Origin of the sequence: Microbacterium sp. SZ1, assembly GCF_002362255.1 — a bacterium.
GTDB lineage: Bacteria > Actinomycetota > Actinomycetes > Actinomycetales > Microbacteriaceae > Microbacterium.
This window is the reverse complement of the sequence record NZ_LPVV01000004.1, coordinates 340902-367777: the sequence shown is the minus strand read 5'-3', so window position 1 is coordinate 367777 and position 26876 is coordinate 340902. Positions and strand designations below refer to the sequence as shown.

Sequence of the window (26876 nt, the reverse complement as noted above, 5' to 3'; positions counted from 1 at the left end):
GCCGAGTGCTCGCTTTGACGTGGACGGGCCCTCTTTGGTTAGCATTACCTAACCCCTTGAAGAGAAAGGCCTCCGCCGTGCCCTCACGCGTTCGACGCTCCGTGCTCCCTCTGCTCGCCCTCACCACCTCCGCGATCCTCCTCCTGGGCGGGTGCGCGGCGGATGCGGAAACGCCCGCGACCGACGATACGGGTGACATCCACGAGGTGACGCACGCGCGCGGCACGACCGAGGTGCCGGCCGACGTGGAGCGCGTGGTCACCCTCGAGCCGCTCGAGCTCGACACCGCCGTGGCTGTCGGCATCACACCCGTCGGCGCCGCCGTGGCGTCCAACGTGGCGTCCACTCCTTCCTATCTCGGTGTCGACGCGGTCCGAGCCGTCGGCACCGTGCCGGAGCCCGACCTCGAGGCCATCGCCGCGCTCGAGCCCGATCTGATCCTCGGAACGGAGGCCCGCCACTCCGCTCTCTACGAGCAGCTCTCGGCCATCGCCCCCACCGTCTTCATCGAGACCCAGGCCGACCCCTGGCGCAACAACGCGCTGCTGATCGGCGAGGCCCTCAACAAGGAGGACGAGGTCGCCGACCTGCTCGCCGAGGTCGACCAGCGCTGCGAAGATCTCAGTGACCAGTACGGCGTCGACGGCAAGACGGCGCAGCTGATCCGTCCGCGCGACGAGACCACGCTCAGCCTCTACGGACCGGTGTCGTTCGCGGGGAGCCTGCTGGAGTGCGCCGGCTACACGATCCCCGATCAGGACTGGGCCGACGGGCTGCAGGCCGACATCTCGCCGGAGAACATCCTCGACGCGACGGCCGACGAGGTGTTCGTCACCACCGCCGACGTCGAGGACCAGGGCACCGTCCCGGCGCCAGTGACCCAGAACGCCGCGGCGTTCCCCTCTGTCACCCTCGTCGACACGAGCTACTGGGTGTCGGGTGTGGGTCCGAAGGGCGCGCACGCCGTGCTCGACGACATCGAGAAGCACCTCGAAGCGAAGCGGTGACCGCAACCGCGGGGGCGGGGTCGCGAGCGGCTCCGCCCCGACGGCGTCGCCGAGGACCGCTGCTCGTCGGACTCGTCCTGCTCGGCGCGACCCTCGTCGTGGCAGTGGTGCTCTCGCTCACGGTCGGAGCGAATCCGCTGCCGTTCTCCCAGCTGTGGAGCGCGCTCGCGGGGCACGGCTCCTCCGAGAGCAGGTACGTCCTCCTCGAGCTGCGCATCCCCCGCACGCTGATCGGCACCGCCGCGGGGGCCGCCCTGGGCGTCGCCGGGGCGCTCGTGCAGGCGTTCACCCGCAACCCGCTCGCCGACCCCGGAATCCTCGGGGTCAACGCGGGCGCGGCCCTCGCGGTGGCGCTCGGCGTCTCGCTCCTCGGGCTGCGCACGGCATCCGAGTTCATCTGGCTGGCGTTCCTCGGCGCCCTCATCGTGACCGTCGCCGTGTACGTCGTCGGCTCGTCAGGGCGCGGTGCCGCAGACCCGATCCGTCTGACGCTCGCGGGAGTCGCGCTGGGCGCCGTGCTCTCGGGGATCACGACCGGCTCCACCCTGAGCGACCCCGACGCGTTCGACTCGATGCGCAGCTGGAACGCCGGGTCACTCCTGGGGCGGAGCGTCGCCGAGACCCTGCCTGTGCTGGCGTTCCTCGCCGTGGGGCTCCTCATCGCGCTGATCCTCGCACCGGGGCTGAACTCCGTGAGCCTGGGCGAGGACATCGCCCGCAGCCACGGCGCGAACGTCACCGGCATCCGCACAGGCGTGATCGCGGCCGTCACCCTCCTCGCCGGAGGGGCCACGGCGATAGCCGGCCCCATCTCGTTCGTGGGCCTGATGGTGCCGCACGTGATCCGCGCGGTCTTCGGCGTCGACCAGCGCGTCATCATCCCGCTCTCCGCCGTGCTCGCGCCCGTCATCGTGCTGCTGTCGGACGTGCTCGGCCGCGTCATCATCGCTCCGGCCGAGGTGCCCGTCGGCATCGTCACGGCCCTCGTGGGTGCCCCGGTCCTCATCGCGCTGGCGCGGCGACGCAAGGCGCGTGCGCTATGACCTCCATCCGTCGGTCGTTCCTCGCGTCTCGCCCCCGCCGACTGCTGCTCAGCGCCGGCTCGATCCGTGTTCCGGTCCCGGTCCGCAGCCTGCTGGTCGGCGCGGCGAGCGTCGTCACCCTGACCGCACTACTCGTCCTCGCTCTCGGGATGGGCACGTTCCCGCTGAGTCCGGATGCCGTGCTCGGCGTGCTGCTCGGCGGCGGAGACCGGCTCGACCGCACGGTCGTGCTCGAATGGCGGCTGCCGCGTGCGCTCGCCGCCATTGCGGTCGGTGCCCTGCTCGCGATCGCCGGGGCGCTGTTCCAGAGCGTCACGCGCAACCCGCTCGCCAGCCCCGACATTCTCGGACTCTCGAACGGCGCCTTCACCGGCATGCTCGCCGCCCTCGTGCTCGTCTCGCCGAGCCCGTCCGTCCGCACGGTCGGCGCTCTGGTCGGCGGGGTCGCCGCCGCGGCCGTGATCTGGCTCCTCGCAGCGCGTGGCGGGGTGCAGGGGTTCCGCCTGATCCTCGTCGGCATCGGGGTCTCGGCGATGCTCGCGTCGCTCAACACGTGGATGCTGTTGCAGATCGAACTGGAGACGGCGATGTTCGCGTCGGCCTGGGGTGCCGGGTCGTTGAACGGCGTGACCTCGGAGACGCTCTTCACCGCTCTCGTCTGCGCGGCGCCGTTCGTCATCGCCTCCGCCGGCCTGGGGCCGCGGCTCCGCCAGCTGGATCTCGGCGACGACGTGGCAGCAGCGACGGGCTCACGCCCCGCGCTGGTCCGCAGCGCGGCGCTCCTCATCGGCGTGGTGCTCGTCGCCGCCGCGACGACGGTCGCCGGCCCGGTGGCGTTCGTCGCGCTGGCGGCACCCCAGGTGGCGCGCCTGCTCGCCCGCACCCCGTACCTGTCGCCGGGCCTGTCGGCCCTGGTCGGAGCCGTCCTTCTGCTGGCCTCCGACCTCGTCGCCCAGCACCTGCTCCCCGTCGTGCTTCCCGTCGGCGTCGTCACCGTGTCGGTGGGAGGCGCCTACCTCGTCCTCATGATCGTTCTGGAGATCCGTCGCCGTGCCTGACCTCGCTCCCGACTCCGCGCGCCTGCGCGCCGAGCACATCAGCCTCTCCTACGACCGTGCCGAGATCGTGCACGACCTGACGACGGAGGTACCGCCCGGGTCGTTCACCGTCATCATCGGCGCGAACGCCTGCGGCAAATCGACGCTGCTGCGAGGGCTGTCGCGGCTGCTCCGCCCGTCGAGCGGCACCGTGATCCTCGATGGCGCGGACATCTCCAGCTACCCGGCCAAGGAGGTGGCGCGCCGCATCGGACTGCTGCCCCAGAGTGCGACGGCACCGGACGGCATCACGGTCGCGGATCTCGTGGCGCGCGGGCGCTACCCGCACCAGAGCATGTTCCGCCAGTGGTCGGAGAGCGATGAGGATGCCGTCCGCGAGGCGCTCGAGTGGACTGGGTCGACCGACCTCCGCGAGCGGACCGTCGACGAGCTGTCAGGTGGCCAGCGCCAGCGGGTCTGGGTGTCGATGGCCCTCGCGCAGGGGACCGACCTGCTTCTGCTGGACGAGCCGACGACGTATCTCGACGTCGCTCACCAGGTCGACCTCATGGAGCTCTTCGCCGACCTGAACCGACGCGGTCGCACGATCGTCGCCGTGCTGCACGACCTCAACCACGCCGCCCGCTATGCGACGCACATCATCGCGATGCGCGAGGGACGGATCGTCGCGGAGGGCGCCCCCGCAGACGTCATCACCAGCGAGCGGGTGCACGAGGTGTTCGGGCTGGCGAACGTCGTCATCGACGACCCCGTCACCGGCGGCCCTCTGGTCGTACCGCTGCGCACTCTGCGAACGGAGAGAGCATGACCCCCGACCGGCCTTGGGCGTACAGCGCCTTCCGCGTGACCGTCTCGGCCCGCCGGGTGCTGAGCCCCCGGTTCATCCGCCTGACGTTCGCGGGTGACGACCTCGCACATTTCGCGGAGTGGGGGACCGATCAGCGCATCAAGCTCGTGCTGCCGTTCGCCGGCGGGGAGATCGCTGAATTCGGCCTGCTCGACGAGCCCACACCGCACCCGTCCGACTGGTACACACGCTGGAAAGCTCTTCCCGAGGGGAAGCGAAACGTCCTCCGCACCTACACGCCCGCCGGCATCCGACCGGCAGCGCGCGAGATCGACGTGGACTTCTACCTCCACGACCCGGCGGGCCCGGCCTCGGCCTGGGCCGCGGCGGCTCAGCCCGGAGACCCGGCCGTCATCACGGGCCCGGATCAGCGGATGGGCTGGACGGGGTACGGTCTGCACTGGGTACCGCGCGATGCCACCCGCTTCCTGCTCGTGGCCGACGAGACGGCGTACCCGGCCGCGCGCAACATCCTCGGGGCGATGCCGACGGACAGTCGTGCCGACGTGATCCTCGAGTGCGACGACCCTGCCGACGACACGGTGTCGCTCTTCGCGCGCGACGGCGTCGGCATTCACGTCGTCGAGCGAGGCGACACGGAGCCGACGGGTGCCGAGCGCGCCGTCGCCGCCTGGGCCGCCGAGCACGGACCGGACGTGAAGGACGATCCCCGGTTCTACGCATGGATCGCGGGCGAGACCGGCACCACCACGCGGATCCGCCGCGTCCTCACCTCAGAGGTCGGGGTGCCCAAGGCACAGGTCGCGTTTCTCGGCTACTGGCGTGTCGGCGGCCCGCTCACCGGGTGAGGTCGAGTGCGCGGCCGACCCGCACGGTCAGTCGGTGGGCGCTGCGGGTCGGTAGGGGTGGAGGCGGAGGACCGAGCACTCGATGATCCCGGGGACCACGGCGGCCTCACCCTCATCCGTGACACAGGTCGTGAAGTCGCTGGGCGCGACGCCGGGAGTCGGAGTGGCCGACAGCGGGTCGTTGTCCTCGAACGCCCCGCCCTCCCACATCTGCACGCACAGCGCCTCCGCGTCCTCGATCGAGAGGACGCCGTCGGGCGTCGCCACGCTCGCCCCCGCGCCGGACAGCGTGCCGTCGGGATTCCGATACGGGTTTTCGAGGCAGTACACGATGCTCGTCTCGCTGACCGCTCGATCATCGAGGAGGACGACACCGGCGACAGCCAACCCCGCGACGGAGACGATGCCGCCTGCGATAGTCAGGCGGCCCCAGAGCGTCTTCCACCAGACGGGTCGGGCGAGATCACGGCGCATCTGCTCGACGAGGAGTTCCTGGATCTCGTCGTGGTGCGGCATCCTGCCGTCCGATCGAGTCATGCGTTCGCCTCCTCGGTAAGGGATGCGTATCGGCTCGGCGCGCGACGCAGTCGGGTTCGGAGGCGGGTCAGACGGGACGCGACGGTCTGCTCCGGAACGCGGAGGACCATGGCTGCCTCCGCGGTGGCGAGCCCCTGGACGAGGCAGAGAACCGCGACGCTGGATTCGCGTCGACCGAGGTGTCTCAGGCCTGCGGCGACGGCATCGGAGAGCTTCAGCGCGTCGACGGCCCGCGCGACCGCTTCAGCGTGATCCGACGCCCCGCCGTCCGCGTGGATCCTGCGGAGCAGGCGGCGGTATCGTCGCCGTGATCGCAGCGCGTCGGTCGCCGCGGTGCACGTGGCGACCAGCAGCCACGGCAGCACAGAGGTGCGCACGAGGCGGACCCTGGCTCGTCTTCGCCACAGTTCGAGGAACGCCGTTGCGGCGACCTCTTCGGCATCCCTCACCGTGTCCGTCAGGAGGAGAGCGATGCGGAAGACCGTCGCCTGATGTCTGTTGTGCAGCGACCGGTAGGCCGGTTCGTCGCCGCGCGAGAGTCGATACAGGAGCTCCCCGTCGTCGGGGCCTCCGGACGTCTCGGACAGCGGCACGATCTCACCTTCGAACTTCACACCCGATCTCCCGACCCGGCGAACCTTTCGAGTGTATGCCGCAGATTTCCCGGCGATTCCGCGCCGCCTTCGTTTGTATCGACTATTCGACACAAATTGTGCTAGCTTCATGGCACAAACGAAGGAGCATCCATGCGCCAGCTCACGACAGCCTGGACCGCCGGCGACATCGCGGCCTTCCTCCTCGCCGTTCCCGTGACATCGCTCGTCGCCGCCGTATTCCTCGCGCTGGTCATCTCGGCATGGCGCGCGCGCGCGGAGGCGAACGTCGCGCCGGGCGCCGCTGCGATGGTCGACGACGGGCTTCGCCGCCGTTACCGGCCGCAGCACGTCGGGCTCGGCATCCTGGCCGCGTCCGTCGGAGTCGCATTCTTCGGGGCTTATCTCTTCCGCGTCTTCGTGCCCTCCGAGGCGAGCGCGACGCCGTGGCTGCGGTTCACGCTTCTCCTGATCGTGGCCGCCGCCGGCTTCGCCGCGCTCCTCGTCGTCATCCTGCGGCGACGTGATGATCGACCAGGCGAACCCGTACTCGGCATCCGCCGTACCTGGGCGACCTTCACCCATCGTTCCGCCCTTCTCCCAGGCGCCCTCGCCGCGATCCTCCTGGTCGCGACGAGTCTGATCGGAGGGGCTGCCTCGTCGACGGATGCCGAGGGGCGATTCACGATGCTCGAGATCCCCGTACCGAACGTGTCCGGCGTCGATCCGGTCCGCGTCTCGTTCTACGGCTGGGCGTACGGCGGCCCCGTCCTCGTGATGCTGGGAGTCCTTCTGCTGCTCACCTGGGCAGTGCTGCACGGGTCCGCCGCCGTGCCGTTCCTCGGCCCGGGTCTCGTCGCCGCCGAACGCGAACTCCGCAGGAAGACCGCGGCGGGTGTGATCAGCATTTTCACCTCCGTCGCGCTGCTCACGACCGCCGATGCCTGGCGGCTGATCGGACGATCGGCGTCGGTCTCGAGTCTGGAGATCATGGGTGAGAACGAGGGGCGGCCGTATGAGGTGGCATGGCGGCACACCGAGCTGGCCTCCGTCGCCAGCTGGGGTGCTCCGATCCTCGAGGTGTGCGCTCTCACGATCCTCCTGCTCGTCGTGATCCGGATGTCGCACCACCCGGTCTCGGCGAATACCCCGCGCGAGTCGGAGCGCGTCCGATGACGGCGGACCTCTCGCTGACCGCAACCGACACGAGCCCCGCCGCGGACATCTACCGGCAATTGCGCGGACTCATCGTGTCGGGCCAGGTCGGCGCCGACGAGCGCCTCCCGACGGTGCGGCAGACGGCGAGCGACCTCGGCGTGGCCCCCGGCACCGTCGCCAAGGCCTACAAGCTGCTCGAACAGGACGGTCTCGTGATCAGCCGCACGGGTGCAGGCACCCGCGTCGCGCCGGAGGCGGCGGTGCTCCCCGGGCCGGTGCTTCGCCGCATCCGCGACCTCGTCGACGACGCCCGGGCCGCCGGGATCGACAGCGCGGACGTGGTGAACGTGCTCCGCGTGGTCTGGACGCACGGCTGACTCCGGCTCAGCGCTTGCGTGCAACCCATATATCGGGCCAAGCTGGCGCCATGCGCACGGGAGAGGATGACGGATGGCTGTGATCTCGCGAGGATTCGGCGGGCGGCGGCGCGAGAGCGAGCCGAACCTCCCTCCTGGGCAGTACCTCACCGAGGACTTCCCTGTTCTTTCCGCCGGCCCCACGCCGCGGATCGACACGTCGGAGTGGAGCTTCGGCATCCGCGACGAGAGCGGCGCCCTGAAGTCCTGGACCTGGGACGAGCTCCATGCGCTGCCCATCGAGGACGTGCACACCGACATCCACTGCGTGACGCGCTGGTCGAAGCTCGGCACGAACTGGCGCGGGGTGTCGCTCGACACCCTGCTGGCCGACATCGACACCAGTGCGTCGTATGCGATGGCCCATTCCTACGGCGGGTACACCACGAACATCCCCCTCGACGACCTGCTCGGCGGCCAGGCATGGATCGCGTCCGAGTTCGAGGGCGAGCCGCTCGACCCCGAGCACGGGGGACCGGCGAGGCTCATCGTGCCGCACCTCTACTTCTGGAAGAGCGCCAAGTGGGTCAGGGGCCTCACCCTGATGGATGAGGATGCACCCGGATTCTGGGAGCAGAACGGCTACAACATGCACGGCGACCCCTGGACCGAGGAGCGCTATTGGTGATCGTCGCCGGATGGCGCCCGGCGCGCGTCGTCGGCGTCACGGAGCAGACCGCGTCGTCGCGCAGCATCCTGCTCGACGTGTCCGGGTGGCCGGGGAACGATCCGGGTCAGCACGTCGACGTGCGGCTGACCGCTGAAGACGGCTATCAGGCCGTGCGCTCGTACTCGCTCGCGTCGTCCGGTGACTCGACGGTCATCGAGCTCGGGGTCGACGAGATCCCGACCGGAGAGGTCTCGCCCTACCTCGTGCGCGACGTGATGGTCGGCGATGAGCTCGAGGTCAAGGGCCCGCTCGGGCAGTTCTTCGTGTGGCGGCCCGAGCAGGAGGGGCCGGTGCAGCTGATCGCCGGAGGGTCGGGCATCGTCCCCCTGGTCGCGATGGCACGTGCGGCGCACGCGGCGGGCGTCGGATCGTCGATGCGCCTGCTGTACTCCGTTCGCAGTGCGGGCGATGCGATGTTCGGGGCGGAACTGGCCGCCGAGGACGTGGCGGTCGACGTGCGCTGGGCGTACACGCGGTCGGCTCCTCCGGGCTGGAACGGCAGGGCGGGAAGGCTCGACGCGGATGCCGTCGCCGACGCCGTCTGGCCGGCGGATCGACGGCCGCTCGTCTTCGTCTGCGGGCCGACCGGATTCGTCGAGCACGTGTCGAGCATCCTCGTGCAGCTGGGCCACGAGCCCGGGCGCGTGCGTACCGAGAGGTTCGGAGGCAGCTGATGAGTCACGACCACCCCGCCGCCCGCGTCGACGGCAACGCCATCGCCGGTCAGGTGCTCGACATCCTCGGCATCGACATCACCGGGCTTCGCGGGACGTGCGACGGATGCGGCAATGACGCCTGCCTGGCCGAGGCCGTCGTCGAGCTCGACGACAGCGCCGCGATCGTGCGCTGCCGGGCATGCACGCGCACCCTCTTCACCGTGCTGCACACGGAGGAGCGGCCGCGTCTCGTGTTCGGCAGCCTGCGGTCGCTCAGCGCCTGAGCTCGGACAGCAGACGAAGGAGGGGCGGATGCCGGGCGCTCACCCGGCATCCGCCCCTCTCCGTCAGCGGCAGACGCGCTCGCTCAGTTGAAGTCGAGCGGGTGCGTGCCGACGCGGCCGGAGCCGTCGAGCGGGTCGAGACCGTCGATCGCCGCGATCTCGGCATCCGTCAGCTCGAAGCCGAACACGTCGAAGTTCTGCTCCATGCGCTCCTTGCGGCTGGACTTCGGGAAGACGATGAAGCCCTTCTGCAGGTGCCAGCGGATCACGGCCTGGGCGGGGGTGACGCCGTGCGCCGCGGCGGCGTCGGCGACCGCGGGGTTCTCGAACAGCGGGTACTTGCCCTGGCCGAGCGGACCCCACGACTCGATCTTCGTGCCGTTCTTCTCGGCCCAGGCGAGCACGTCGCGCTGCTGGTAGGCCGGGTGCAGCTCGATCTGGTCGACGGCCGGCACGACGCCGGTCTCGGCGACGAGGCGGTCGAGGTGCTCGGGCAGGTGGTTCGAGACGCCGATGGAGCGCGAGAGGCCGGCGTCGCGGATCTCGATGAGCTTGGTCCACGCGTTCACGTAGGTGTTCTTCTCGGGGGTGGGCCAGTGCGTCAGGTACAGGTCGACGTAGTCGAGGCCGAGCTTGTCGAGGCTCTCGCGGATCGCCTCGTGCGGCTGCTCGCCGGACTGACGGTCGTTCCAGAGCTTCGTGGTGATGAACAGCTCGTCGCGCGGGATGCCGCTCTTCGCGATGGCGGCGCCGACGCCCTCTTCGTTCTTGTAGATCGCGGCGGTGTCGATGTGGCGGTAGCCGACCTCGAGAGCCTCGGAGACGGCCTGCTCGGCCTCATCCGCTGGCACGAGGAAGACGCCGAAGCCCAGCTGGGGGATGGAGTGGCCGGAGTTCAGGTCGATGGTGGGAACAGTCATGACTCCAGCCTAGAAGCCGCCCCGGCCTGAGAGGCCAGACGTTGACAACTGCTGTCGCGGAACGTCATCATCCGTCCTGGCTGTCGGCGCGGACCTCGACCGTGTCGCCGCGCAGCGTGAACTTCAAGGCCGTCCCCTCCGGGAATCGGTCGCGCACCGCCGCTGGCTGCCCGGCGTCGACGATGATCTGGAGGGATGCCGGGAACGCGCCGGCGGAGCACTCCATCCCGATGGCGGTGAAGCCGTTCGACGCCGACCGAACGGTCTCGGTCGGCACCCCCAGAAGACAGCGCTGGTCGTCGATCTCGCTCCAGCCCTCGTTGCGCACGAACGTCAGGCCGTACCAGTCCTCGAAGAGCACCGATCCGTCGGTGCGCTCGCCGAGGGCGTCCCACCAGTCCGCTCCCGGGTCGACCGCGATCGTGTCGACGAGACCCGGCTCGACGGGACGAGCCGCCGCGGTGACGGCCGTGGCCACGGATGCCGAGACGGCGGCCGCGACCGCGACGGCCGCGCACGCCAGGGCGATCCACGCCGTACGCGGGTGTGGATCGAACGGACCGGTGCGCCGGACGGGCCCGGACTCGACGGATTCCGCAGCCGTGGATGACGCCTTCGCCGCCGTCACGGGCGTCGCCGACGGAGGCGCGACGGCGACCGGTGGCTCGACGGGTTGAGGTGCTTCGAGGTCTGCCAGGCGCCGCATCGCCTCGGGGTCGCGGGTGATGTCCGCATCGCGCCCGTACGCCCGCGACTGCAGGGCGCGGAGCTCGGCATCCGCGTCGGTCATGGCGTGCCTCCCCCTGACTCGATGATCCCGGCGGCGACGGCCGCCTCGCGGAACGCGGTCGCCAAGTCGGCCAGTGTCGACCCGGCGTTCAGTCCGCTCGGATTCGGCAGCACCCGCAGCTCGGCGCCGCCGAGCGTCTCCTCCTGCACGCCCTGGCGAGCCTTCCGACGCCCGAAACCGGTGCGGTAGGCGCCGATGCCGAGCATCGCGACCACCGCGAGGTCGTGCGCGGCGACGAGGCGCCGCAGGCCGTCGACGCCCGCGACCAGCTCCTCCGGGGCGAGCTCGTCGGCCGCGCGGGTCGCCCGTTGCACGAGGGTGCTGACACCGACACCGCGCGCGAGGACGTGCTCGCGATCGGCCGGCGCCACCCCGTCATACGCGTCGATCACCCGGTCGAGGATGCCGGCGGCATGCAGCGCCTTCCAGAACCGGTTGCTGCGGTGGGCGAAGGGTGCCGCGACCTCGGCCGAACGCAGCCCGGGGTTGATGCCGACGAACAGCAGCCGCGTCCGCTCGTCGATGAGCGGCGGCATGATCAGGGCGGGGCGAGGATCGGGCACACTCGGACTCTACGCCCGTTACGGGGCGGCAGACTGGGGGAGCACCCACGGAACGGAAGGATCGACGACGATGACCGACGACGCATGGCTCAGCCGCCTCGAGGAGGAGCACTCGGAGCTCGAGCTCGACCGATTCGACAGGGCCGACGCGTGGAGGCTCGGCCGCGAGATCGCCGAGCGCGGACTGACGAAGTCGGCGCCGATCGCGATCGACATCCGCACCGCATCCGGCGTGCTCTTCCACGCCTCGCTGCCCGGCGCGACGGCCGACAACGACTCGTGGGTCGCGAAGAAGGCGGCGACCGCGCTGCGTTTCGAGACCAGCACGGCGCTGCTGGAAGCGCGGGTGGCAGCGGGGGGACGCGACCCGATGGAGCCGGGATGGCTGGATGCCGCGACCTACGCCGTCGCCGGGGGAGCCGTTCCGGTGCGCGTTCGCGGCGTGGGCGTCGTGGCCGTGGCGACGGTGTCGGGTCTGCCGTCCGCCGACGACCACGCGCTCGTCGCCTCGGCACTGCGGGAGCTCGCGGCCGCGCAGCGCGGCTGACGGCCGGTGCGGGGTCGCGCTCAGAACCCCTCGGGTGCGCGGGGCGTGTACGCGGCTTCGAGCGCCTCGACCTCGGACTCCTCGAGACGGATGCCGACGGCAGCCACCGCGTCGTCGATGTGCCCGACGCGCGTCGCGCCGACGATCGGCGCTGTCACGGCATCCTGCTGAGCGACCCAGGCCAGCGCGATCTGCGCGCGCGAGACCCCGCGCGCCTCGGCGACCCGCGCGACGGCCTCGACGATCGCGCGGTTCGACTGCTCCTCGCTCCGGTAGAGCGTCGCGCCGAACGCATCCGACTCGGTCCGGGCGGTCGTGTCGTCCCAGTCCCGGGTCAGACGTCCGCGGGCGAGTGGCGACCACGGCAGCACGCCGACGCCCGAGTCGAGGCAGTACGGGTGCATCTCGCGCTCTTCCTCGCGCTGCAGCAGGTTGTACTGGTCCTGCATCGAGACGAACGGCGTCCATCCGTTCTGCAGCGCGACGTGCTGGGCGGTCGCGAACTGCCAGGTCCACATCGATGAGGCGCCGATGTAGCGCGCCTTGCCCGAGCGCACGACGTCGTTCAGCGCCTCCATGGTCTCCTCGATGGGCGTCTCGGGATCCCACCGGTGGATCTGGTACAGATCGACGTAGTCGGTGCCGAGGCGGCGCAGACTCGCATCGATCCCGCTCAGGATGTGCCCGCGACTGAGCCCGGCCTGGTTCGCTCCCCGGCCCATGCGGCCGTGCACCTTCGTGGCGATCTCGATCTCGTCCCGGCGCGCGACGTCGGCGAGAGCGCGCCCGACGATCTCCTCGCTCGTGCCGTCGGAGTACACGTCGGCCGTGTCGAACGTCGTGATCCCGGCCTCGAGCGCATGTCGGATCAGCGGACGACTCGCCTCCTCGTCGAGCGACCACGGGTGCGCCCCGCGGTCCGGGACGCCGAAGCTCATGCATCCGAGCACCACGGGGGAGATCCGCAACCCCGAGCCGCCGAGTCTTACGCTGTCCTTCGCCTCGAGCATCCGTCTCTCCCGTCCTCGTCGTGTACCGGCAAGACTATGCGCGGAGCCGAGGTGTCGGCAGCGGATACAGCCGTGCAACGCGGCTGTCAACCGCCCTGCGCTCCCCGGGGATGCGCGCGAACATGGACATCCGCCACCCACACAGGAGGACTCCATGACGAACATCGACGCATTCGCCAACAGCTTCGAGCCGGAGATGCCCGGCGTGCCGCGCACGGAGGACCCGACCGACGGCACCTTCCCGACCGACACCGAGCAGCCCGAGACGCAGGGCGACGAGCCGCTCGAGGCCGAGATCGGTGAGGACGGACAGGGCGACCTGGCTCCCGAGGACGAGGGGTCGCAGCACAGCGGCGACGCCCCCGACGATCTTCGGGTCGAAGAGTGAGTCACTCAGACAGCGCCGGCGACGCACGGGATGCCGCGGCCGAGCCCGACGCGAAGGACCGCATCGCCGCGATGCTCGACGATCGCGGAGGCGACGACCCGGATGCCGTGGACGACGTGCCGGCCGGCGGCGCGGGCGCAGACTCCGGCGGTGCCGGCGCGGTCCGCGTCGACCCCGCCTCGAAGGGTGAAGTCAAGGACGAGTCCATCCACAACGACGAGCCGGGAATCGGCACCCGCCGCTCCGGCGACTGAGATCCCCTTCTGCCTGTCGCCCGCGCAGTCGTAGGCTGTGCGGGTGACAGACGCACTCGACGACGGTCCGTTCTTCCACGGCACGAAGGCCGATCTGCGACCCGGCGACCTGCTGACCGCGGGGTTCCGGTCGAACTACCGGCCCGAGATCGTGATGAATCACATCTACTTCACCGCGCTGCGCGACGGCGCCGGCCTCGCGGCCGAGCTCGCTCCGGGCGAGCGAGAACCGCGCGTGTACGAGGTCGAGCCGGTGGGCGAGTTCGAGAACGACCCGAACGTCACCGACAAGAAGTTCCCCGGCAACCCGACGAGGTCGTATCGCAGCGCTGATCCGCTGCGCATCGTGCGCGAGGTGCACGATTGGACGCGACTCTCGCCCGAAGCGCTCGCCGACTGGCGGGAGAAGCTCGCCGCCCTGCACTCCGACCCGCGGGCCGAGATCATCAACTGACCCGCGGACGGCGTGTGAGGGCGGCGCGTTTCGTCTCACTTGGCTCGCTCAACGACCTGCGGTGCGGCGCGCGAGGGCTGCGAGGGCGCGATCGAGGACGACGAACACGAACCCCACCGCGATCAGGGCGATCGACAGAGCGATGATCCACTGCGTGACCCCGGGGATTCCGAGTGCGTCGACGTCCACGAACGGATACGGGTAGCGCTGGCCCGTCACGAACTCGCCGCCGAGCGCGCCGTAGACGAACGCCCACGCGAGATAGGCGTACGGGATCAGCGTCCACAGCACCGGGTCGCCCCACCGGAACGCGCCCTTCGGCACGAACAGCAGCCAGTCGACGATCAGCAGTACCGGTGTGACGATGTGGATGAGGTTGTCGGTGAGGGAGAAGACGTCGGTGTCGCCCGCATCGAACCGCGTAGGCACCAGCACGACCAGGTAGATGAGCATCGTGACGGTGATCGCCATCATCACCGCGCCGCTCCATCGGGCGCTCGGCGTCGACGTGCCGCGTGAGCCGACGCGGCGAAGGTCGCCGATCGTGCGGCCGACGAGCAGCAAGGTCCATCCTCCGCAGAGGAGGTTGCTGACCATCGTGTAGTAGAGGAACGTCGTGTGGTCGATGGCTCCGTCGACGATGCCGGCGTTCCGCGCGATTCCGGTCGCGATGATCGCCAGCGCGATGACCCGGTACGCGAGGGCCAGCGGCCGCCAGTTGACGGCAGCCCGGGAGAGCAGACGCGGGCCCGGCTCCATGGCCGGGAGGTCGGATGCCGCGGGCGGAGTCACGACGGCTTTCGACATGCTTCGAGGCTACGCGCCTTGCGGGGCCGTCCGGTCCGGCAACTCCGGAGCGTCACTTCTGCGGCCATCGTCACCTTCTGCGGCCACGGGCGGGTGCCGTGGCCGCAGAAGGTGCTCATGGCCGCAGAACGTGCCGCGCGCGGAGGCTCACCAGTCGTGCACGGTCCCGTCGAGCAGGCGGTTCACCGGCAGATACGCCTTGGTGTACTCGTGCCCGGCCGCTGCCTCCTCGTCGAGCTCGACGCCGAGTCCCGGCTGCTCGCTCGGGTGCAGGAAGCCCCTGTCGAACGTGAACGACGTCCGGAACACCTCGAGCGTCTGCTCGTTGTGCGGCATGTACTCCTGGATGCCGAAGTTGTGGATCGCGAGGTCGAGGTGCAGAGCCGCCGCCATGCCGACGGGCGAGATGTCGGTGGGGCCGTGGATGCCGGACTTGATGCCGTAGATCGCGGCGAAGTCGAGCAGCTTCTTCATCGCCGTGATGCCGCCGGTGTGGGTCACCGCCGACCGCACGTAGTCGATCAGGCGCTCGGTGATGAGCGTCTGGTAGTCGTACACCGAGTTGAAGACCTCGCCGATCGCGAGCGGCGTGGTGGAGTGCTGGCGCACCAGGCGCAGCGCGGTCTGGTCCTCGCCCGGGGTGCAGTCCTCGAGCCAGAACAGGTCGTACGGCTCGATGTCCTTCGCGAAGCGAGCGGCCTCGATAGGCGACATGCGGTGGTGGCCGTCGTGCAGGATTCGCAGATCGGAGCCGAAGTCCTCGCGGATGCGCGAGAAGATCCCCGGCATGTGGTTCAGGTAGTTGCGCGTGTCCCAGGTCTCCTCGCTGGGGCGGTCGCCCGAGCGCTTGGCCGGCTCGTAGTCGTAGCGCACTCCGGGGCCCGCGTTCGAGACGCCGTAGATCTGACCGAGCCCGGGCACTCCGGTCTGCACCCGCACGGCGGTGTAGCCGAGCTCCTCGTATCCGGCGATGGCGTTCTTGAGCGCCTGGTAGTCGGTGCCGGAGGCATGCGCGTAGACGCGGACGCCCTCGCGGCTCGCGCCGCCGAGCAGCTGGTACAACGGCATCCCGGCCTTCTTGGCCTTGATGTCCCACAGCGCCATGTCGACTGCGGCGATCGCCGCCATGGTGACGGGGCCGCGGCGCCAGTACGGTCCGCGGTAGAGGTACTGCCAGGTGTCCTCGATGCGGTCCTCGTCGCGTCCGACGAGGGTCGAGGCGACGTGATCCGAAAGGTACGAGGCCACGGCGAGCTCGCGTCCGTTGAGCGTCGCGTCGCCCCAGCCGACGATCCCGTCGGAGGTCGTGATCTTGAGCGTGACGAAGTTGCGTCCTGGGCTGGTGATGATGACGTCGACGTGCTCGATGGCCATGGCGTTCTCCTGATCGTGCGGGATGAGAGGTGCGGGGTGCGGCCGCTCGGGTCGGCCGCACCCCTGGTTGTGATCGTCGGTGCGCTCAGATCGCGTCGCGCGGATCGGTCAGATCCCGGCCGGCGACCTCCGGCATCCAGATCGATGCCACGAGCGCGCACAGCGTGAAGAACACGAGCATGATGACGATCGGGATGAACGAGCCGGTGACGGCCGACACCCACGCGGCGGCGATGACGGGGCCGGCGCCGGTCGCGACGATCGCGGCGATCTCGCGGGCCATGGCCGTGTAGGTGTACCGGTTCCGGGCGCCGAAGATCTCGGGAAGGGTCAGGTTCTCGAGGGAGGCGAAGCTCATCACGGCGAGGTTGTGCAGCACGACGTAGCCGACGAAGACCTGCAGGGTGTCCTTGCTGCTGATCATGAGCATGGTCGGCACGATCACGATGAGAGCGATGACGGCCCAGACCATGTACATGCGCTTGCGGCCGAAGCGGTCGCCGAGCCAGCCCGAGAGGGGCACCGTGATGAACGCGACGAGCGACGAGACGATGACCGCGTTCACGCCGATCGAGCGGTCCAGCAGCAGCACGACGGTGATGTAGCTGATCAGGTAGGTCTGGATCATGCCCGAGTTGCCGGCCTGGCCGAAGCGAAGCAGCAGCGCGATGACGAACGCCTTGATCGGCTTGCGCTGCATTGCCTCGAGCGTGCGGATGTCGTTGGTCTCGGTGGCGAGCTGGATGGTCTCCTCGCGGGAGAGCGCCTTGCCGTCGACGACATCCTCGCGCTCCTCGAAGACAGGGGTCTCCTTGAGGTTGAAGCGCACCCAGATCGCGAACAGCATGATCACGGCGCTGGCGATGAACGGGATGCGCCACGCCCACGCGATGACCTCGTCCTCGCTGTACGCGACGAGGAGGATCGCCCAGATGGCGGAGGCGAGCAGGGTGCCGCAGTTCGTGCCCAGTGCGACGAGCGAGGCGATGATGCCGCGGCGCTTGGCCGGAGCGTACTCGGCGAGCATGACGCCCGCGCCGGAGATCTCGGCACCGGCGCCGAAGCCCTGGGCGATGCGCAGCACCACGAGGAGGATCGGAGCGAGGATGCCGACCTGGTCGTACGTGGGAAGCACGCCGATCAGGGTCGTCGCGAGGCCCATGAGCAGGATCGTGTAGAACAGCACCTTGGTGCGACCGGTCCTGTCGCCGAGGCGCGCGAAGAAGAACGCGCCGACCGGGCGGGCGACGTAGCCGACACCGTAGGTGGCCATCGCCGCGACGACCGCCACGGCGGGATTCTCCGAGGAGAAGAAGAGGTCGGCGAACACGAGTGCAGCGGCCAGCGAGTAGAGCTGGTAGTCCATGAACTCGAGAGCGGTGCCGAGCCACCCCGAGACGGCGGCGCGGACGAGGTCGCGGACCGACCTCTTCGCGGCGGGATCGGCGGCTGTCGCCGCCGTCTGCTGTTCTGACATGGGAGGTACTCCTTCGGACCGGGAACGGGTGTGTCTGGGTGGGGTGGTGATTACAGGGAGAGCAGGACCTTGGCGGAGGCCGACGAGTCGCGGGCGAGCTCGAGGGCCTGGACGGCGTCGGATGCCGGAAGGACGTGGGAGATGACCGCGTCGAGGGAGTCGGACTCGGCAAGCATCGCGACCGCGTCGTCGATCTCGGTGGAGAACCGGAATGCTCCGCGGATCGTGAGCTCCTTGGCGAGCATGGGTGCGAGATTCACCCCGATCTCGGCGTTCGCGAGCATGCCGACCTGCACGACCGTGCCGGCGCGGCGAGCCGCACGGACTGCCTGGGTCAGAGCGACGCCCACTCCTGAGCACTCGAACACGACGTCATAGGACTCGTCGGCGATCGTGTCGCGGCCGACGAGGGCGACCTCGGCCGCGCCGAGCGCCTGCGCGCGGGCGAGGGGCTCCTCGCGCACGTCGCTCGCCCCGACCACGGCGGCGCCGGCATGCGCGGCGGCCGCGACGACGAGCAGACCGATGGGTCCGGCTCCGATCACCAGCACGCGCTTGCCGGCGATGTCGCCCGCGAGGTGCACGGCATGGATCGCGACGGCGAGCGGCTCGGCGAGGGCCGCCCGCTCGAGGGGCAGGGCCTCGGGGAGAAGGCGGATCATGTGGTCCTCGACGATCAGCAACTCGGATGCTCCGCCCTGCCGGTGCGGGTTCGCCGCCGCGCTGCCGAGGTAGTCGCCCCCGGACCGCAGGTGCGGACGATCCTCGAGACCGGGGACCGACGCCCCGTAACGGGCCGGGTGCACGGTGACGGGTGTGCCGGGCGCGAGACGGCCGGACGGGTCGAGGTCGACGACGGCCGACAGCTCGTGTCCGGGCGTCAGCGGCTCGCGGATCGTGTACTCGCCGTTCGCGCCGTGGAAGTAGTAGTGCAGGTCGGATCCGCAGATGCCGACGTACTTCACGCGGAGGCGCACCTCTCCGTCGCCGGGGGCGGGGACTTCGCGGTCCTCCCAGCGGATGTCTTCCTTGCCGTGGATGGCGAGAGCCTTCATGGCAGCATCTCCTTCGTGGGGGTCACAGAGGCGCCGACGGCGTCGGCGATCGCCGCGTCGACGCCGTGGCGCCGGATGGTGTCGGTGAGTTCGCCGACGCGCTCGATGAAAGCATCCTGCTCTCCGAGCTCGGCGCCGAACAGATGCAGCTCGGCGATCACGCGTCGGGCGAGCTCGCGGCCGTCCCGCGCCGTGGCGGCGAGGGAGGCGAGGCGATCGCGCGCGGCATCCGTCATGGCTGCGGCGTGCACGCCGGGGTCGAAGTCCGGCAGCGGGGCGATGCACGACAGGTAGCCGGCGACCGTCAGCGCGATGAGGTGCGGCATCTCGCCGCGCGACAGCGACAGCAGCGCCGGCTCAGGGATGCGCTGGCGCAGTTTGACCGAGCCGTCGGTGCCGACCTGGCTGGTGCGGTGGCCGAGGGCGGTGTTCGCCCAGCGCTCGAAGAGCTCGGTCTCGTAGGCGCGGATATCGACACCAGACGGGACCTCGATCGAGGGCTCGTATTCGTGGCGGAGCACCGCCCGTGCGGCGCGCTCGATGCCGTGGATGCCGATCGCGGCCGGGATCGTCGCGAGGCCGCTCAGGGCCCCCAGGTAGGCGATGAGCGAGTGCGTGCCGTTGAGCAGGCGCACCTTCATCTGCTCGTACCGCGCGACCTCGTCGGTGAACACGGCGCCGCCGGCCTGCCATGCGGGGCGACCCGCGGCGAAGGCGTCTTCGATCGCCCACATCGTGAACGGCTCAGCGGGCACCGGGATGTCGTCGCGCGCGCCGAGCAGCGTGCTGACGCGTGTGCGCAGCTCGCCGGTCGTGGCCGGCACGATGCGGTCGACCATGCTCGACGGGAACGCCACGGCGCGATCGAGAAAGGCCAGCGCTTCCGCACCCTCGGAGCCGGGGAGCTCCTGCAGGAACTCTCGGACGAGCTTCTCGGTGTGCTTGCCGTTCGCGGCGAGGTTGTCGCAGCTGAGGATCGAGATCGGCGTGCCGCCGGCGGCTGCCCTGGCCTGGAGTCCGCGCGCCAACTGTCCGATGGTCGAGCGCGGGGCGCCTCCGCGCAGGTCGGCCCGCACCGTCTCGTCGTCGAGGTCGAGTCGCTGGGTCGCGGCCGAGTAGCTGTACCCGTTCTCGGTGACCGTGAGGGTGACGATGCGGATGCCGGGGTCGGCGATCTGCGCGACGACGCGGTCGGGCTGCTCCGCGCCGACAAAGGCGTCGGTGTGCGCTCCGGGGATCGACAGTGACGTCGCCTCGGGCGAGATGGTCGCGACGGAGTACAGCATGTCCTGCGCGTGCAGCGCGTCGACGATGGTGCGGGAGCGCGAGGCGACGCCCACGATGCCCCAGTCGCCGCCCTCCGCCTGCAGAGCCGCGGCGGTGTACACCGCCTGGTGCGCGCGGTGGAAGCTTCCGAGTCCGAGGTGCAGGATCCCGGCGCGGGCGGGGGCTGCCGGCGCGGTGGTCGAGATGCGAGCGGTGCGGCTCAGGGCCGATGCGGGAGTGCTCACGCGGTGGCTCCTTCGCTGTGGGCCGCGCACCACTGCGGGTGATCGGCGATGATCGTCATGTAAACGAGTGTGTATGAGTTGTACAAACTTGTCAAGCAGGTTTACATGCTCAGGCGGGATCGTAGGATTGCACGAAAGACGGAGGGTGCTCGTGGCAGCGACATTGACGGACGTGGCACGCCACGCAGGCGTGTCCATCGCGACGGCGTCACGAGCCTTCGGCGAACCCGACCGCCTCGCTCCTGGGACCCTCGGTCGCGTTCTCGAAGCCGCGTCGGAACTCGGCTATGCGACGCCCCAGTCCGCCGTCACCGCCACTCGCACGTTCGGCGTGATCCTGCCCGACGTCGCGAATCCGGTCTACGGCACCCTGCTCAAGGCGATCCAGGGCCAGGCCTGGCACGGACGGCACCGGATCGTCGTCTTCGACGCCGACGAGGACCTGCGCCGCGAACGCGAGCAGATCGAGCAGGCCCGCAAGCTCGACGGGATGCTGCTGTGCTCGCCGCGGCTTCCCGACGAGGAGGTGCTCGCGCTCGTCGGCGACACCCCGTTCGTCGTGGTCAACCGACAGATCGACGGCGCCCCCTGCGTCGTCATGGATGCCGAGCACGGGCCGGCCCAGGCGATCGAGCACCTGGCCGCCCTCGGGCACACGCACATCGCCTACGCGTCGGGACCGCGCGGATCCTGGGCCGACATCCGTCGCGCCGACACCGTCGCCCGCGCGTGCGACCGCCACGGCATCCGCCTCACCCTGCTCAGTCACCAGGCCGCATCGATTCAAGGGGGACGGGCGGCCGCAGCTCCGGCTGTGGCGAGCGGCGCGACGGCCGTGGTCGCCTACAACGACCTCGTGGCGCTCGGCCTGGAAGCGGGCATGCTCGAGCTCGGCCGACGGTGCCCCGCCGATGTCAGCATCGTGGGCATCGATGACATCGACCTGGCCGGCGCCGTGACGCCCGCCCTCACGACGGTGCGGATGCCGATCGACCGCAGCGGTTCGGTCGCGGTCGACCTGCTCCTGCAGCTCCTCGCCGGCGGGTCGGCGGGCGACCTCGCGCCGCTCGCATCGCAGCTGATCGTGCGCGCCTCGACGGCGGCCCCGCCCGCCTGATCGCGGCTCGGCCGTCTGTCCGCTCGCCGTCGACAGGCAATGACGCCCCTGGGCGCAAGAGCCTGGCGCAGATCGACATTCAGCGGGATGCTCGGTGTCATGAGCAGATCTGCGTCGAACGCATCAGGTTCCGTCGTCATCGTCGGCGGCGGGAACGCCGGTGTCTCGATCGCAGCGCGCCTCCGCCGGCGGGGGGTCGCCGACGTGACGATCATCGAGCCGCGTCAGGAGCACGTCTACGCACCGCTGCAGTCCCATATCGCGGGTGGTGTCGCCGACCGCCGCGAGGTCGTCCGCCCGCAGGCGAAGGTCACTCCCCGGGGCGTGACCTGGGTGCGCGATCGTGTCGTATCGGTGCTGCCGGCCGAGAACTCGGTCGAACTGTCGTCCGGCGAACGCATCAGGTACGACCAGCTGATCGTCGCGGCGGGCATCGAGCAGCGCTGGGACGCCATCCCCGGTCTGCAGGAAGCGGCCGCCAGCGCATCCGTGGTCTCGAACTACACGCTCGACCTGGCTGATGCGGCGTCCACAGCGCTGCGGGATCTCGACTCCGGGACGGTCGTCTTCACCCAGGCGGCGGAACCGGCATCCTGCGCCGGCGTCGCGCAGAAGCCCATGTACCTCGCGTGCGATCGATGGCGGAAGCGCGGGGTGCTCGACCGCATACGGGTGGTCTTCGTCACTCCGGAGTCGTCGCCCTTTCACATCGAGGCCGTCGCGTCGGAACTCCGTCGCTCACTGGACGCGTACGGCATCGAGACGTTCTACGACGCGACCGTCGTCGGCGTGCGGTCGGAGGCGTCGGAGATCGACATCGTCATCGACGGACAGACGACCACGCTCGGCTACGACGTGCTGCACGCGTCGCCCCCTCAGGCCGCCGCCGGGTGGATCGCCGAGAGCGGTCTTCACGGCGACGACGGGTTCGTCGACGTCGATCGCGAGACTCTCCGCCACCGGCGGTGGGACAACATCTGGGCACTCGGCGACGTCGCCGCTCTCACCCGCATCCGCTCGGGCGGGGCGATCCGATCGCAGGCGAAGATCATCGCCGACGCGCTCACACGACCCCGCAGGCGCCGACGCTACGACGGTTACAGCGAGACGCCGTTCACGGTCACCGGTCGCACGGCGGTGTTCGCGGAGTTCGATCGACACGGGCGGTTGCAACCCTCCATCCCGTGGTGGCGGACGCTCTACCGCGAACGCCGCTTCACGTATCTCATGGACAGACGGGTTCTGCCGTGGGTGTACTGGAACCTGATCCTCAGGGGGAGAGCATGACCGAGCAGCGCACACCGTCGAATGTCGGCACACCGCAGGAGTCCGATGCGCAGGCGGTGATCACCGCACACCTCGAGGCCAGGGAGGGAGAGGGGTCCGGGGAGCTCCTCTACGTGGGCGATCGACGCCGCGAAGGTCGCTGACGGCTGTTCAGACGTCGCCCAGGGCCCGATCGACGGCCGCCGCGACGTGCAGCGCGGTGGTCGGGAACACCGGCACCGGCGCGTCCGCCGACGACACGAGCAGCTCGATCTCGGTGCATCCGAGGATGACGCCTTCGGCGCCCTGCGCGACCAGACGGTCGATGACCTCGCGATAGCGCTCACGCGACTCCTCGCGGATCTCGCCGTGCACGAGCTCGTCGTAGATGATCGTGTGCACCGCGAGGCGGTCGTCGGCGTCGGGGACCAGGGCGCGGATGCCGTGCTCGGCCAGTCGATCCCGATAGAACGGCTGCTCCATGGTGAAGGCCGTCCCGAGCAGACCCACCGTCGACACTCCCGCGCGTCTCACGGCCTCGGCCGCGACGTCGCCGATGTGCAGGAACGGGATGCCGACGGCGTCCTGGATCCGCTCCGCGACGAGGTGCATGGTGTTGGTGCAGAGCACGAGCAGCTCCGCACCGGCGCTCTCGAGGGCGCGAGCGCGATCGGCGAGGAGGTCGCCCGCCGCATCCCAGTCGCCCCGCACCTGCATCGCCTCGACCTCGGCGAAGTCGACCGAGTCGAGCACGATCTTCGCGGAGTGGTGGCCGCCCAGGCGCTCGCGCACCCGCTCGTTCGCGAGCCGGTACCACTCGAGGGAGGACTCCCAGCTCATGCCGCCGAGAACGCCGATCGTCTGCATGCTCAGCCTCTCAGACGCCGACCGCGGCGCTTTGCAGCGCGTGCACGACCGGGGCGAGCTCAGGCTGCGTGACGGCGTCGCCCAGCGTGCGTTCGAGGGCGTCGTCGTGGATCGGATGCGCCTTCTCGTAGAGCGCCTGCCCGGCGGCGGTGAGCTCGGTGTAGATGCCGCGGCGGTCATCGGCGCAGAGGATGCGTGTGAGCAGACCGCGGTCCTCGAGCCGGGTCACGAGACGCGTGGTGGCGCTGGGGCTCAGGGCCGTCGCGCGGGCGAGCTGCTGCATCCGCATGTGCCAGCCGTCCTGGCGGCTGAGCGCGTCGAGCACCGTGTACTCCACGACCGAGAGCCCGACGGCCTCGCCGAGCGCCCGCTCGAGTTCGGCGTCGATCAGTCCGTGGAGCGCAGCGAGCGTGCGCCAGCCGCGCGCGCGGATCTCGACGGCGTCGTCCGAGATGCCCATTGGTGACCTCCTGAGTCGTTGCTGACGCAGATAGTTGCTTGCGCCGACTAATTGCGTGTGCAATGATTATGCGTCGGACGCAATATCCCGCGTCTGCAACTACTTTATCAGAGCACCAAGGAGCGCACTCATGCCACTCGGACTCATCGCCCTCGCCATCGGCGCCTTCGGGATCGGACTCACCGAGTTCGTGATCATGGGCCTGCTGCCGGAGGTGGCCTCCGACTTCGCCGTCACCGAAGCAACGGCCGGCTGGCTCATCTCGGGCTACGCGCTGAGCGTCGTCGTCGGAGCTCTCGGGCTCACCGCCGCGACCACGCGTCTGCCGCGCAAGGCCGTGCTGCTCGGACTCGTCGTGCTTTTCATCGCGGGCAACGCCCTGACCGCGATCGCGCCCGACTACTCCACGGCAATGATCGGCCGCATCGTGGCCGCCCTCTGCCACGGGGCGTTCTTCGGCATCGGCTCGGTCGTCGCCGCGAGCCTGGTCGCTCCGGCGAAGAAGGCGGGCGCGATCGCGATCATGTTCACCGGTCTCACGGCCGCCAACGTGCTCGGCGTGCCGTTCGGCACCTTCATCGGACAGCAGTTCGGCTGGCGCGCGACGTTCTGGGTGATCTCCGCGATCGGCGTCGTCGCGTTCCTCGGCATCGCCCTGCTCGTCTCCGCTCCTCGTGTATCCGACGCATCCGTGAGCCTCCGCCACGAGCTGCGTGCCTTCGCCTCCGGTCAGGTGTGGCTCTCGCTCATCGTGACGGCCCTCGCCTTCGGCGGCATGTTCGGCGCCTTCACCTACATCGCCTACACGCTCACCGGCGTCAGCGGATTCTCGGCGTCGGCCGTGCCGTGGCTCCTCGTGCTCTTCGGAGCCGGGCTCGTGGTCGGCAACTGGGTGGGTGGCCGGCTCGCCGATCGGGCGATCGACCGGACGCTGCTCTGGTTCATCGCGGCGCTCGCCGTCATCCTCGTCCTCTTCGGGATGCTGGCGTGGTCGCAGCCCGCGACGATCGGCCTGCTCGTCGTGATGGGCGCCTTCGGCTTCGGCACGGTCCCCGGACTGCAGAGCCGTGTCATGCAGTATGCGGGCGGTGCACCGACGCTCGCCTCCGGTGCGAACATCGGCGCGTTCAACATCGGCAACGCGCTCGGTGCGTGGGCAGGCGGACTCGGCATCTCCGCCGGGCTCGGCTACACCTCGCCCATCTGGATCGGCGCCGCGATCACGGCATCCGCTCTCGTGGTGATGGTGGTCGCGAGCGTTCTCGCTCGGCGAGGCACGGCGTCCGCGGCGACGGGCACGCTGCAGACCGTCTCGGCCTGAGCCGCGTCACTGCGCGCGCATGAACTCCTCGGCCGCGCGCACCTGCTCGGACGTCGGGCGGATGCCGGTGTAGAGCACGAACTGCTCGAGCGCCTGCAGTGTCGCGACCTCGGCGCCGGTGATCACCGTCTTGCCCGCAGCCCGAGCCGCCTGGACGAGCGGCGTCTCAGCGGGGAGGGCCACGACGTCGAACACGACGGATGCCGCAGCGATCTGCTCCTGGTCGAACGACAGCGACTGTGCCTCGGCGCCGCCGGCCATGCCGATCGGCGTGATGTTCACGATGACGTCTGCGGCGACGCCGTCGGCATCCGGGATCCACGCGAAGTCGTAGAGGTCGGCGAGGGCGCGACCACGCTCCTCGTTGCGCGCTGCGATCGTCACTGCAGAGAAGCCCGCGTCGCGGAAGGCCGCGGCGGTCGCCTTGGCCATGCCGCCGGATCCCCGCAGGAGCACCGACGACTTCGGGTCGAGCGCGTTCCGCTCGATGAGCTGGGCGATCGCGCTGTAGTCGGTGTTGTACGCGGTGAGCACGCCGTCATCGTTCACGACGGTGTTGACCGAGTCGATCGCGGCGGCGGAGGCGTCCATGCGATCCACGAGAGCGATCACATCCTCCTTGTACGGCATCGACACGGCGCAGCCGCGAATGCCGAGACCGCGCACGCCGGCAATCGCCTGCCCGAGGTCGGTCGGAGCGAACGCCTTGTAGATCCAGTTGAGTCCGAGCTCCTCGTAGAGGAAGTTGTGGAACCGGGTGCCGTTGTTGCTCGGCCGCGCCGACAGCGAGATGCACAGCGTCATGTCTTTGTTCAGCATGGTCACCGCATCAGGCTACCCAAGGGCGCGCAGCCGCGCTGCGGGAGCGCTCCCGTGACACGGCGAGGACCCCATGGCGCGAACGCGTTTCCTCGTTTATGGTGAAGGTGCATGCACAGGGGATTGATCGCTCCGTCTACCCCAGATGACGGGCTGCCTTCCCCAGAGGCAAAGGCGATCCGTGCATGCGATTGGGCCCCCTCGAGTCGCTCAGTCCCCAATGGGCCGCTCGAGGGGGCCGCTATCGTTGTGGGTTTCCGCAATTTTCGCCGTTGTCCCCCAAATGGGGGACAAATCCTCCGCGAAGGGGGTAGCATGGTCTCCGACGCACCCTCCGGTCGTCTTCGGCCCTCATCGCTCCCCCCGCGGTGAGGGCCACACCATTTTCCGGCCTGGCGACGCCGGCGACCGTCACGCTGTTGTGACGGCGAGAGGTCGCTCATGCAACATTTGGGTTACGGGCTGACACCGGGACTTCCGCTCCGGCGGTGCTCCACTAGCGTGGACCACGTCGGTGCATCCTGCGTCGGCTTCTTTTCCCAGCAGAACAGGCAGTAAATGAGCACCCAGGGCACGGTCAAGTGGTTCAACTCGGAGAAGGGCTTCGGCTTCATCTCCCCCGACGACGGCGGCGCTGACGTTTTCGCGCACTACTCCGCCATCCAGTCTTCCGGCTATCGCTCGCTGGAGGAGAACCAGCGAGTCGAGTTCGACGTCGCGCAGGGCCCCAAGGGCCTGCAGGCCGAGAACATCCGTCCTCTCTGAGGCGGGCGACCTACAGAACTCCCTGACCGGGTG

The 26876-nt window shown here is 69.9% G+C and carries 33 protein-coding genes; 19 read left to right on the top strand and 14 right to left on the bottom strand.

The window, feature by feature from the left end; genetic code table 11:
* Window positions 1-77: 77 nt before the first annotated feature.
* Genes AUC47_RS05230 through AUC47_RS05210 form a run of 5 tightly spaced genes read left to right on the top strand, consistent with a single transcriptional unit; the run spans window position 78 to window position 4764 of the window.
* Window positions 78-1007 carry an ABC transporter substrate-binding protein gene (locus AUC47_RS05230; RefSeq protein WP_256999451.1) on the top strand — a complete coding sequence of 310 codons (930 nt, stop codon included), beginning with the start codon at window positions 78-80 and terminating at the stop codon, window positions 1005-1007.
* Window positions 1004-2050, top strand: coding sequence for a FecCD family ABC transporter permease (locus AUC47_RS05225; RefSeq protein ID WP_179297524.1), 1047 nt, complete (start codon window positions 1004-1006; stop codon window positions 2048-2050). The genes AUC47_RS05230 and AUC47_RS05225 overlap by 4 nt, the downstream gene beginning before the upstream one ends.
* Window positions 2047-3108, top strand: a complete 1062-nt coding sequence (locus AUC47_RS05220; protein WP_096714135.1) for a FecCD family ABC transporter permease — start codon at window positions 2047-2049, stop codon at window positions 3106-3108. Before AUC47_RS05225 ends, AUC47_RS05220 begins: the two co-directional genes overlap by 4 nt.
* The gene (locus AUC47_RS05215; protein ID WP_096714134.1) at window positions 3101-3916 is read left to right on the top strand and encodes an ABC transporter ATP-binding protein; all 816 of its coding nucleotides are present in this window, start codon (window positions 3101-3103) and stop codon (window positions 3914-3916) included. Before AUC47_RS05220 ends, AUC47_RS05215 begins: the two co-directional genes overlap by 8 nt.
* On the top strand, window positions 3913-4764 hold the full coding sequence (locus AUC47_RS05210) for a siderophore-interacting protein (protein WP_096714133.1): 852 nt from the start codon (window positions 3913-3915) through the stop codon (window positions 4762-4764). The genes AUC47_RS05215 and AUC47_RS05210 overlap by 4 nt, the downstream gene beginning before the upstream one ends.
* A 27-nt stretch (window positions 4765-4791) precedes the next feature.
* Here AUC47_RS05210 and AUC47_RS05205 read toward each other — a convergent pair whose 3' ends face one another.
* Window positions 4792-5301: a hypothetical protein gene (locus AUC47_RS05205; protein ID WP_096714132.1), complete on the bottom strand. Its 510-nt coding sequence runs from the start codon at window positions 5299-5301 to the stop codon at window positions 4792-4794.
* Window positions 5298-5915 (bottom strand): RNA polymerase sigma factor, encoded by a 618-nt coding sequence (locus AUC47_RS16680; protein WP_179297523.1) that lies wholly within the window; start codon window positions 5913-5915, stop codon window positions 5298-5300. Before AUC47_RS16680 ends, AUC47_RS05205 begins: the two co-directional genes overlap by 4 nt.
* Window positions 5916-6047: 132 nt before the next feature.
* On the opposite strand from AUC47_RS16680, the gene AUC47_RS16675 reads away from it, so the two are divergent.
* The 5 genes from AUC47_RS16675 (at window position 6048) to AUC47_RS05175 (ending at window position 9078) form a co-directional block, all read left to right on the top strand.
* Window positions 6048-7070, top strand: coding sequence for a hypothetical protein (locus AUC47_RS16675; protein WP_179297522.1), 1023 nt, complete (start codon window positions 6048-6050; stop codon window positions 7068-7070).
* Window positions 7067-7429 carry a GntR family transcriptional regulator gene (locus AUC47_RS05190; RefSeq protein ID WP_096714129.1) on the top strand — a complete coding sequence of 121 codons (363 nt, stop codon included), beginning with the start codon at window positions 7067-7069 and terminating at the stop codon, window positions 7427-7429. The genes AUC47_RS16675 and AUC47_RS05190 overlap by 4 nt, the downstream gene beginning before the upstream one ends.
* A 73-nt stretch (window positions 7430-7502) precedes the next feature.
* Window positions 7503-8096: a sulfite oxidase-like oxidoreductase gene (locus tag AUC47_RS05185; RefSeq protein WP_096714128.1), complete on the top strand. Its 594-nt coding sequence runs from the start codon at window positions 7503-7505 to the stop codon at window positions 8094-8096.
* Window positions 8093-8812 carry an FAD-binding oxidoreductase gene (locus AUC47_RS05180; RefSeq protein ID WP_096714127.1) on the top strand — a complete coding sequence of 240 codons (720 nt, stop codon included), beginning with the start codon at window positions 8093-8095 and terminating at the stop codon, window positions 8810-8812. The genes AUC47_RS05185 and AUC47_RS05180 overlap by 4 nt, the downstream gene beginning before the upstream one ends.
* Complete coding sequence (locus AUC47_RS05175) at window positions 8812-9078, top strand: DUF6510 family protein (RefSeq protein WP_096714126.1); 267 nt, start codon at window positions 8812-8814, stop codon at window positions 9076-9078. The genes AUC47_RS05180 and AUC47_RS05175 overlap by 1 nt, the downstream gene beginning before the upstream one ends.
* Before the next feature lie 83 nt (window positions 9079-9161).
* On the opposite strand, the gene AUC47_RS05170 is transcribed toward AUC47_RS05175, so the two are convergent.
* The 3 genes from AUC47_RS05170 to AUC47_RS05160 all read right to left on the bottom strand — a co-directional run bounded on the left by AUC47_RS05170 (window position 9162) and on the right by AUC47_RS05160 (window position 11351).
* Entirely contained in the window at window positions 9162-9998 is an 837-nt protein-coding gene (locus tag AUC47_RS05170) for an aldo/keto reductase (protein ID WP_096714125.1), read from the bottom strand.
* Window positions 9999-10065: 67 nt separating this feature from the next.
* The gene (locus AUC47_RS05165) at window positions 10066-10788 is read right to left on the bottom strand and encodes a hypothetical protein (RefSeq protein ID WP_096714124.1); all 723 of its coding nucleotides are present in this window, start codon (window positions 10786-10788) and stop codon (window positions 10066-10068) included.
* Complete coding sequence (locus AUC47_RS05160) at window positions 10785-11351, bottom strand: mismatch-specific DNA-glycosylase (protein ID WP_256999450.1); 567 nt, start codon at window positions 11349-11351, stop codon at window positions 10785-10787. The genes AUC47_RS05165 and AUC47_RS05160 overlap by 4 nt, the downstream gene beginning before the upstream one ends.
* Before the next feature lie 70 nt (window positions 11352-11421).
* Between AUC47_RS05160 and AUC47_RS05155 the strand changes: the two genes are divergently transcribed.
* Window positions 11422-11898 carry a heme-binding protein gene (locus AUC47_RS05155; RefSeq protein WP_096714123.1) on the top strand — a complete coding sequence of 159 codons (477 nt, stop codon included), beginning with the start codon at window positions 11422-11424 and terminating at the stop codon, window positions 11896-11898.
* A 20-nt stretch (window positions 11899-11918) separates the two neighbouring features.
* On the opposite strand, the gene AUC47_RS05150 is transcribed toward AUC47_RS05155, so the two are convergent.
* Window positions 11919-12908, bottom strand: coding sequence for an aldo/keto reductase (locus tag AUC47_RS05150; RefSeq protein ID WP_096714122.1), 990 nt, complete (start codon window positions 12906-12908; stop codon window positions 11919-11921).
* A 154-nt stretch (window positions 12909-13062) separates the two neighbouring features.
* On the opposite strand from AUC47_RS05150, the gene AUC47_RS05145 reads away from it, so the two are divergent.
* The 3 genes from AUC47_RS05145 to arr are packed head-to-tail and all read left to right on the top strand — an operon-like array spanning window position 13063 to window position 14004.
* Window positions 13063-13296 (top strand): hypothetical protein, encoded by a 234-nt coding sequence (locus tag AUC47_RS05145; RefSeq protein WP_096714121.1) that lies wholly within the window; start codon window positions 13063-13065, stop codon window positions 13294-13296.
* Window positions 13293-13550 (top strand): hypothetical protein, encoded by a 258-nt coding sequence (locus AUC47_RS05140; RefSeq protein ID WP_096714120.1) that lies wholly within the window; start codon window positions 13293-13295, stop codon window positions 13548-13550. The genes AUC47_RS05145 and AUC47_RS05140 overlap by 4 nt, the downstream gene beginning before the upstream one ends.
* Window positions 13551-13593: 43 nt before the next feature.
* Entirely contained in the window at window positions 13594-14004 is a 411-nt protein-coding gene (gene arr / locus AUC47_RS05135) for an NAD(+)--rifampin ADP-ribosyltransferase (protein WP_096714119.1), read from the top strand.
* 48 nt (window positions 14005-14052) lie between these two features.
* On the opposite strand, the gene AUC47_RS05130 is transcribed toward arr, so the two are convergent.
* The 5 genes from AUC47_RS05130 to AUC47_RS05110 form a co-directional block, all read right to left on the bottom strand.
* A complete protein-coding gene (locus AUC47_RS05130) occupies window positions 14053-14811 on the bottom strand; it encodes a Pr6Pr family membrane protein (RefSeq protein WP_096714118.1) in 759 nt (252 codons plus the stop codon).
* A gap of 147 nt (window positions 14812-14958) precedes the next feature.
* Entirely contained in the window at window positions 14959-16185 is a 1227-nt protein-coding gene (gene manD / locus AUC47_RS05125; protein WP_096714117.1) for a D-mannonate dehydratase ManD, read from the bottom strand.
* 85 nt (window positions 16186-16270) lie between these two features.
* Window positions 16271-17662 (bottom strand): MFS transporter, encoded by a 1392-nt coding sequence (locus tag AUC47_RS05120; RefSeq protein ID WP_096714116.1) that lies wholly within the window; start codon window positions 17660-17662, stop codon window positions 16271-16273.
* Between the two features lie 50 nt (window positions 17663-17712).
* Entirely contained in the window at window positions 17713-18717 is a 1005-nt protein-coding gene (locus AUC47_RS05115) for an L-idonate 5-dehydrogenase (RefSeq protein WP_096714115.1), read from the bottom strand.
* Window positions 18714-20228, bottom strand: a complete 1515-nt coding sequence (locus AUC47_RS05110) for a mannitol dehydrogenase family protein (RefSeq protein WP_096714114.1) — start codon at window positions 20226-20228, stop codon at window positions 18714-18716. Before AUC47_RS05110 ends, AUC47_RS05115 begins: the two co-directional genes overlap by 4 nt.
* 172 nt (window positions 20229-20400) lie before the next feature.
* Here AUC47_RS05110 and AUC47_RS05105 point away from each other — a divergent pair, with 172 nt between their 5' ends.
* From AUC47_RS05105 to AUC47_RS16670, 3 genes are all read left to right on the top strand, one after another.
* Window positions 20401-21345 carry a LacI family DNA-binding transcriptional regulator gene (locus tag AUC47_RS05105; RefSeq protein WP_256999449.1) on the top strand — a complete coding sequence of 315 codons (945 nt, stop codon included), beginning with the start codon at window positions 20401-20403 and terminating at the stop codon, window positions 21343-21345.
* 99 nt (window positions 21346-21444) lie between these two features.
* Window positions 21445-22632 carry an NAD(P)/FAD-dependent oxidoreductase gene (locus AUC47_RS05100; RefSeq protein WP_096714205.1) on the top strand — a complete coding sequence of 396 codons (1188 nt, stop codon included), beginning with the start codon at window positions 21445-21447 and terminating at the stop codon, window positions 22630-22632.
* Window positions 22629-22775, top strand: a complete 147-nt coding sequence (locus AUC47_RS16670; protein ID WP_179297521.1) for a hypothetical protein — start codon at window positions 22629-22631, stop codon at window positions 22773-22775. Before AUC47_RS05100 ends, AUC47_RS16670 begins: the two co-directional genes overlap by 4 nt.
* Window positions 22776-22782: 7 nt before the next feature.
* Here AUC47_RS16670 and AUC47_RS05095 read toward each other — a convergent pair whose 3' ends face one another.
* Both AUC47_RS05095 and AUC47_RS05090 read right to left on the bottom strand, forming a co-directional pair.
* Window positions 22783-23478 (bottom strand): aspartate/glutamate racemase family protein, encoded by a 696-nt coding sequence (locus AUC47_RS05095; RefSeq protein WP_096714113.1) that lies wholly within the window; start codon window positions 23476-23478, stop codon window positions 22783-22785.
* A 10-nt stretch (window positions 23479-23488) separates the two neighbouring features.
* Window positions 23489-23938, bottom strand: a complete 450-nt coding sequence (locus AUC47_RS05090) for a MarR family winged helix-turn-helix transcriptional regulator (protein ID WP_096714112.1) — start codon at window positions 23936-23938, stop codon at window positions 23489-23491.
* A gap of 130 nt (window positions 23939-24068) precedes the next feature.
* Between AUC47_RS05090 and AUC47_RS05085 the strand changes: the two genes are divergently transcribed.
* On the top strand, window positions 24069-25259 hold the full coding sequence (locus AUC47_RS05085; protein WP_096714111.1) for an MFS transporter: 1191 nt from the start codon (window positions 24069-24071) through the stop codon (window positions 25257-25259).
* Window positions 25260-25265: 6 nt separating this feature from the next.
* Here the strand turns inward: AUC47_RS05085 and AUC47_RS05080 are convergent, their stop codons facing one another.
* Window positions 25266-26084, bottom strand: coding sequence for a shikimate 5-dehydrogenase (locus AUC47_RS05080; protein ID WP_256999448.1), 819 nt, complete (start codon window positions 26082-26084; stop codon window positions 25266-25268).
* 552 nt (window positions 26085-26636) lie between these two features.
* On the opposite strand from AUC47_RS05080, the gene AUC47_RS05075 reads away from it, so the two are divergent.
* The gene (locus tag AUC47_RS05075) at window positions 26637-26843 is read left to right on the top strand and encodes a cold-shock protein (protein ID WP_067356903.1); all 207 of its coding nucleotides are present in this window, start codon (window positions 26637-26639) and stop codon (window positions 26841-26843) included.
* Window positions 26844-26876: the final 33 nt, after the last annotated feature.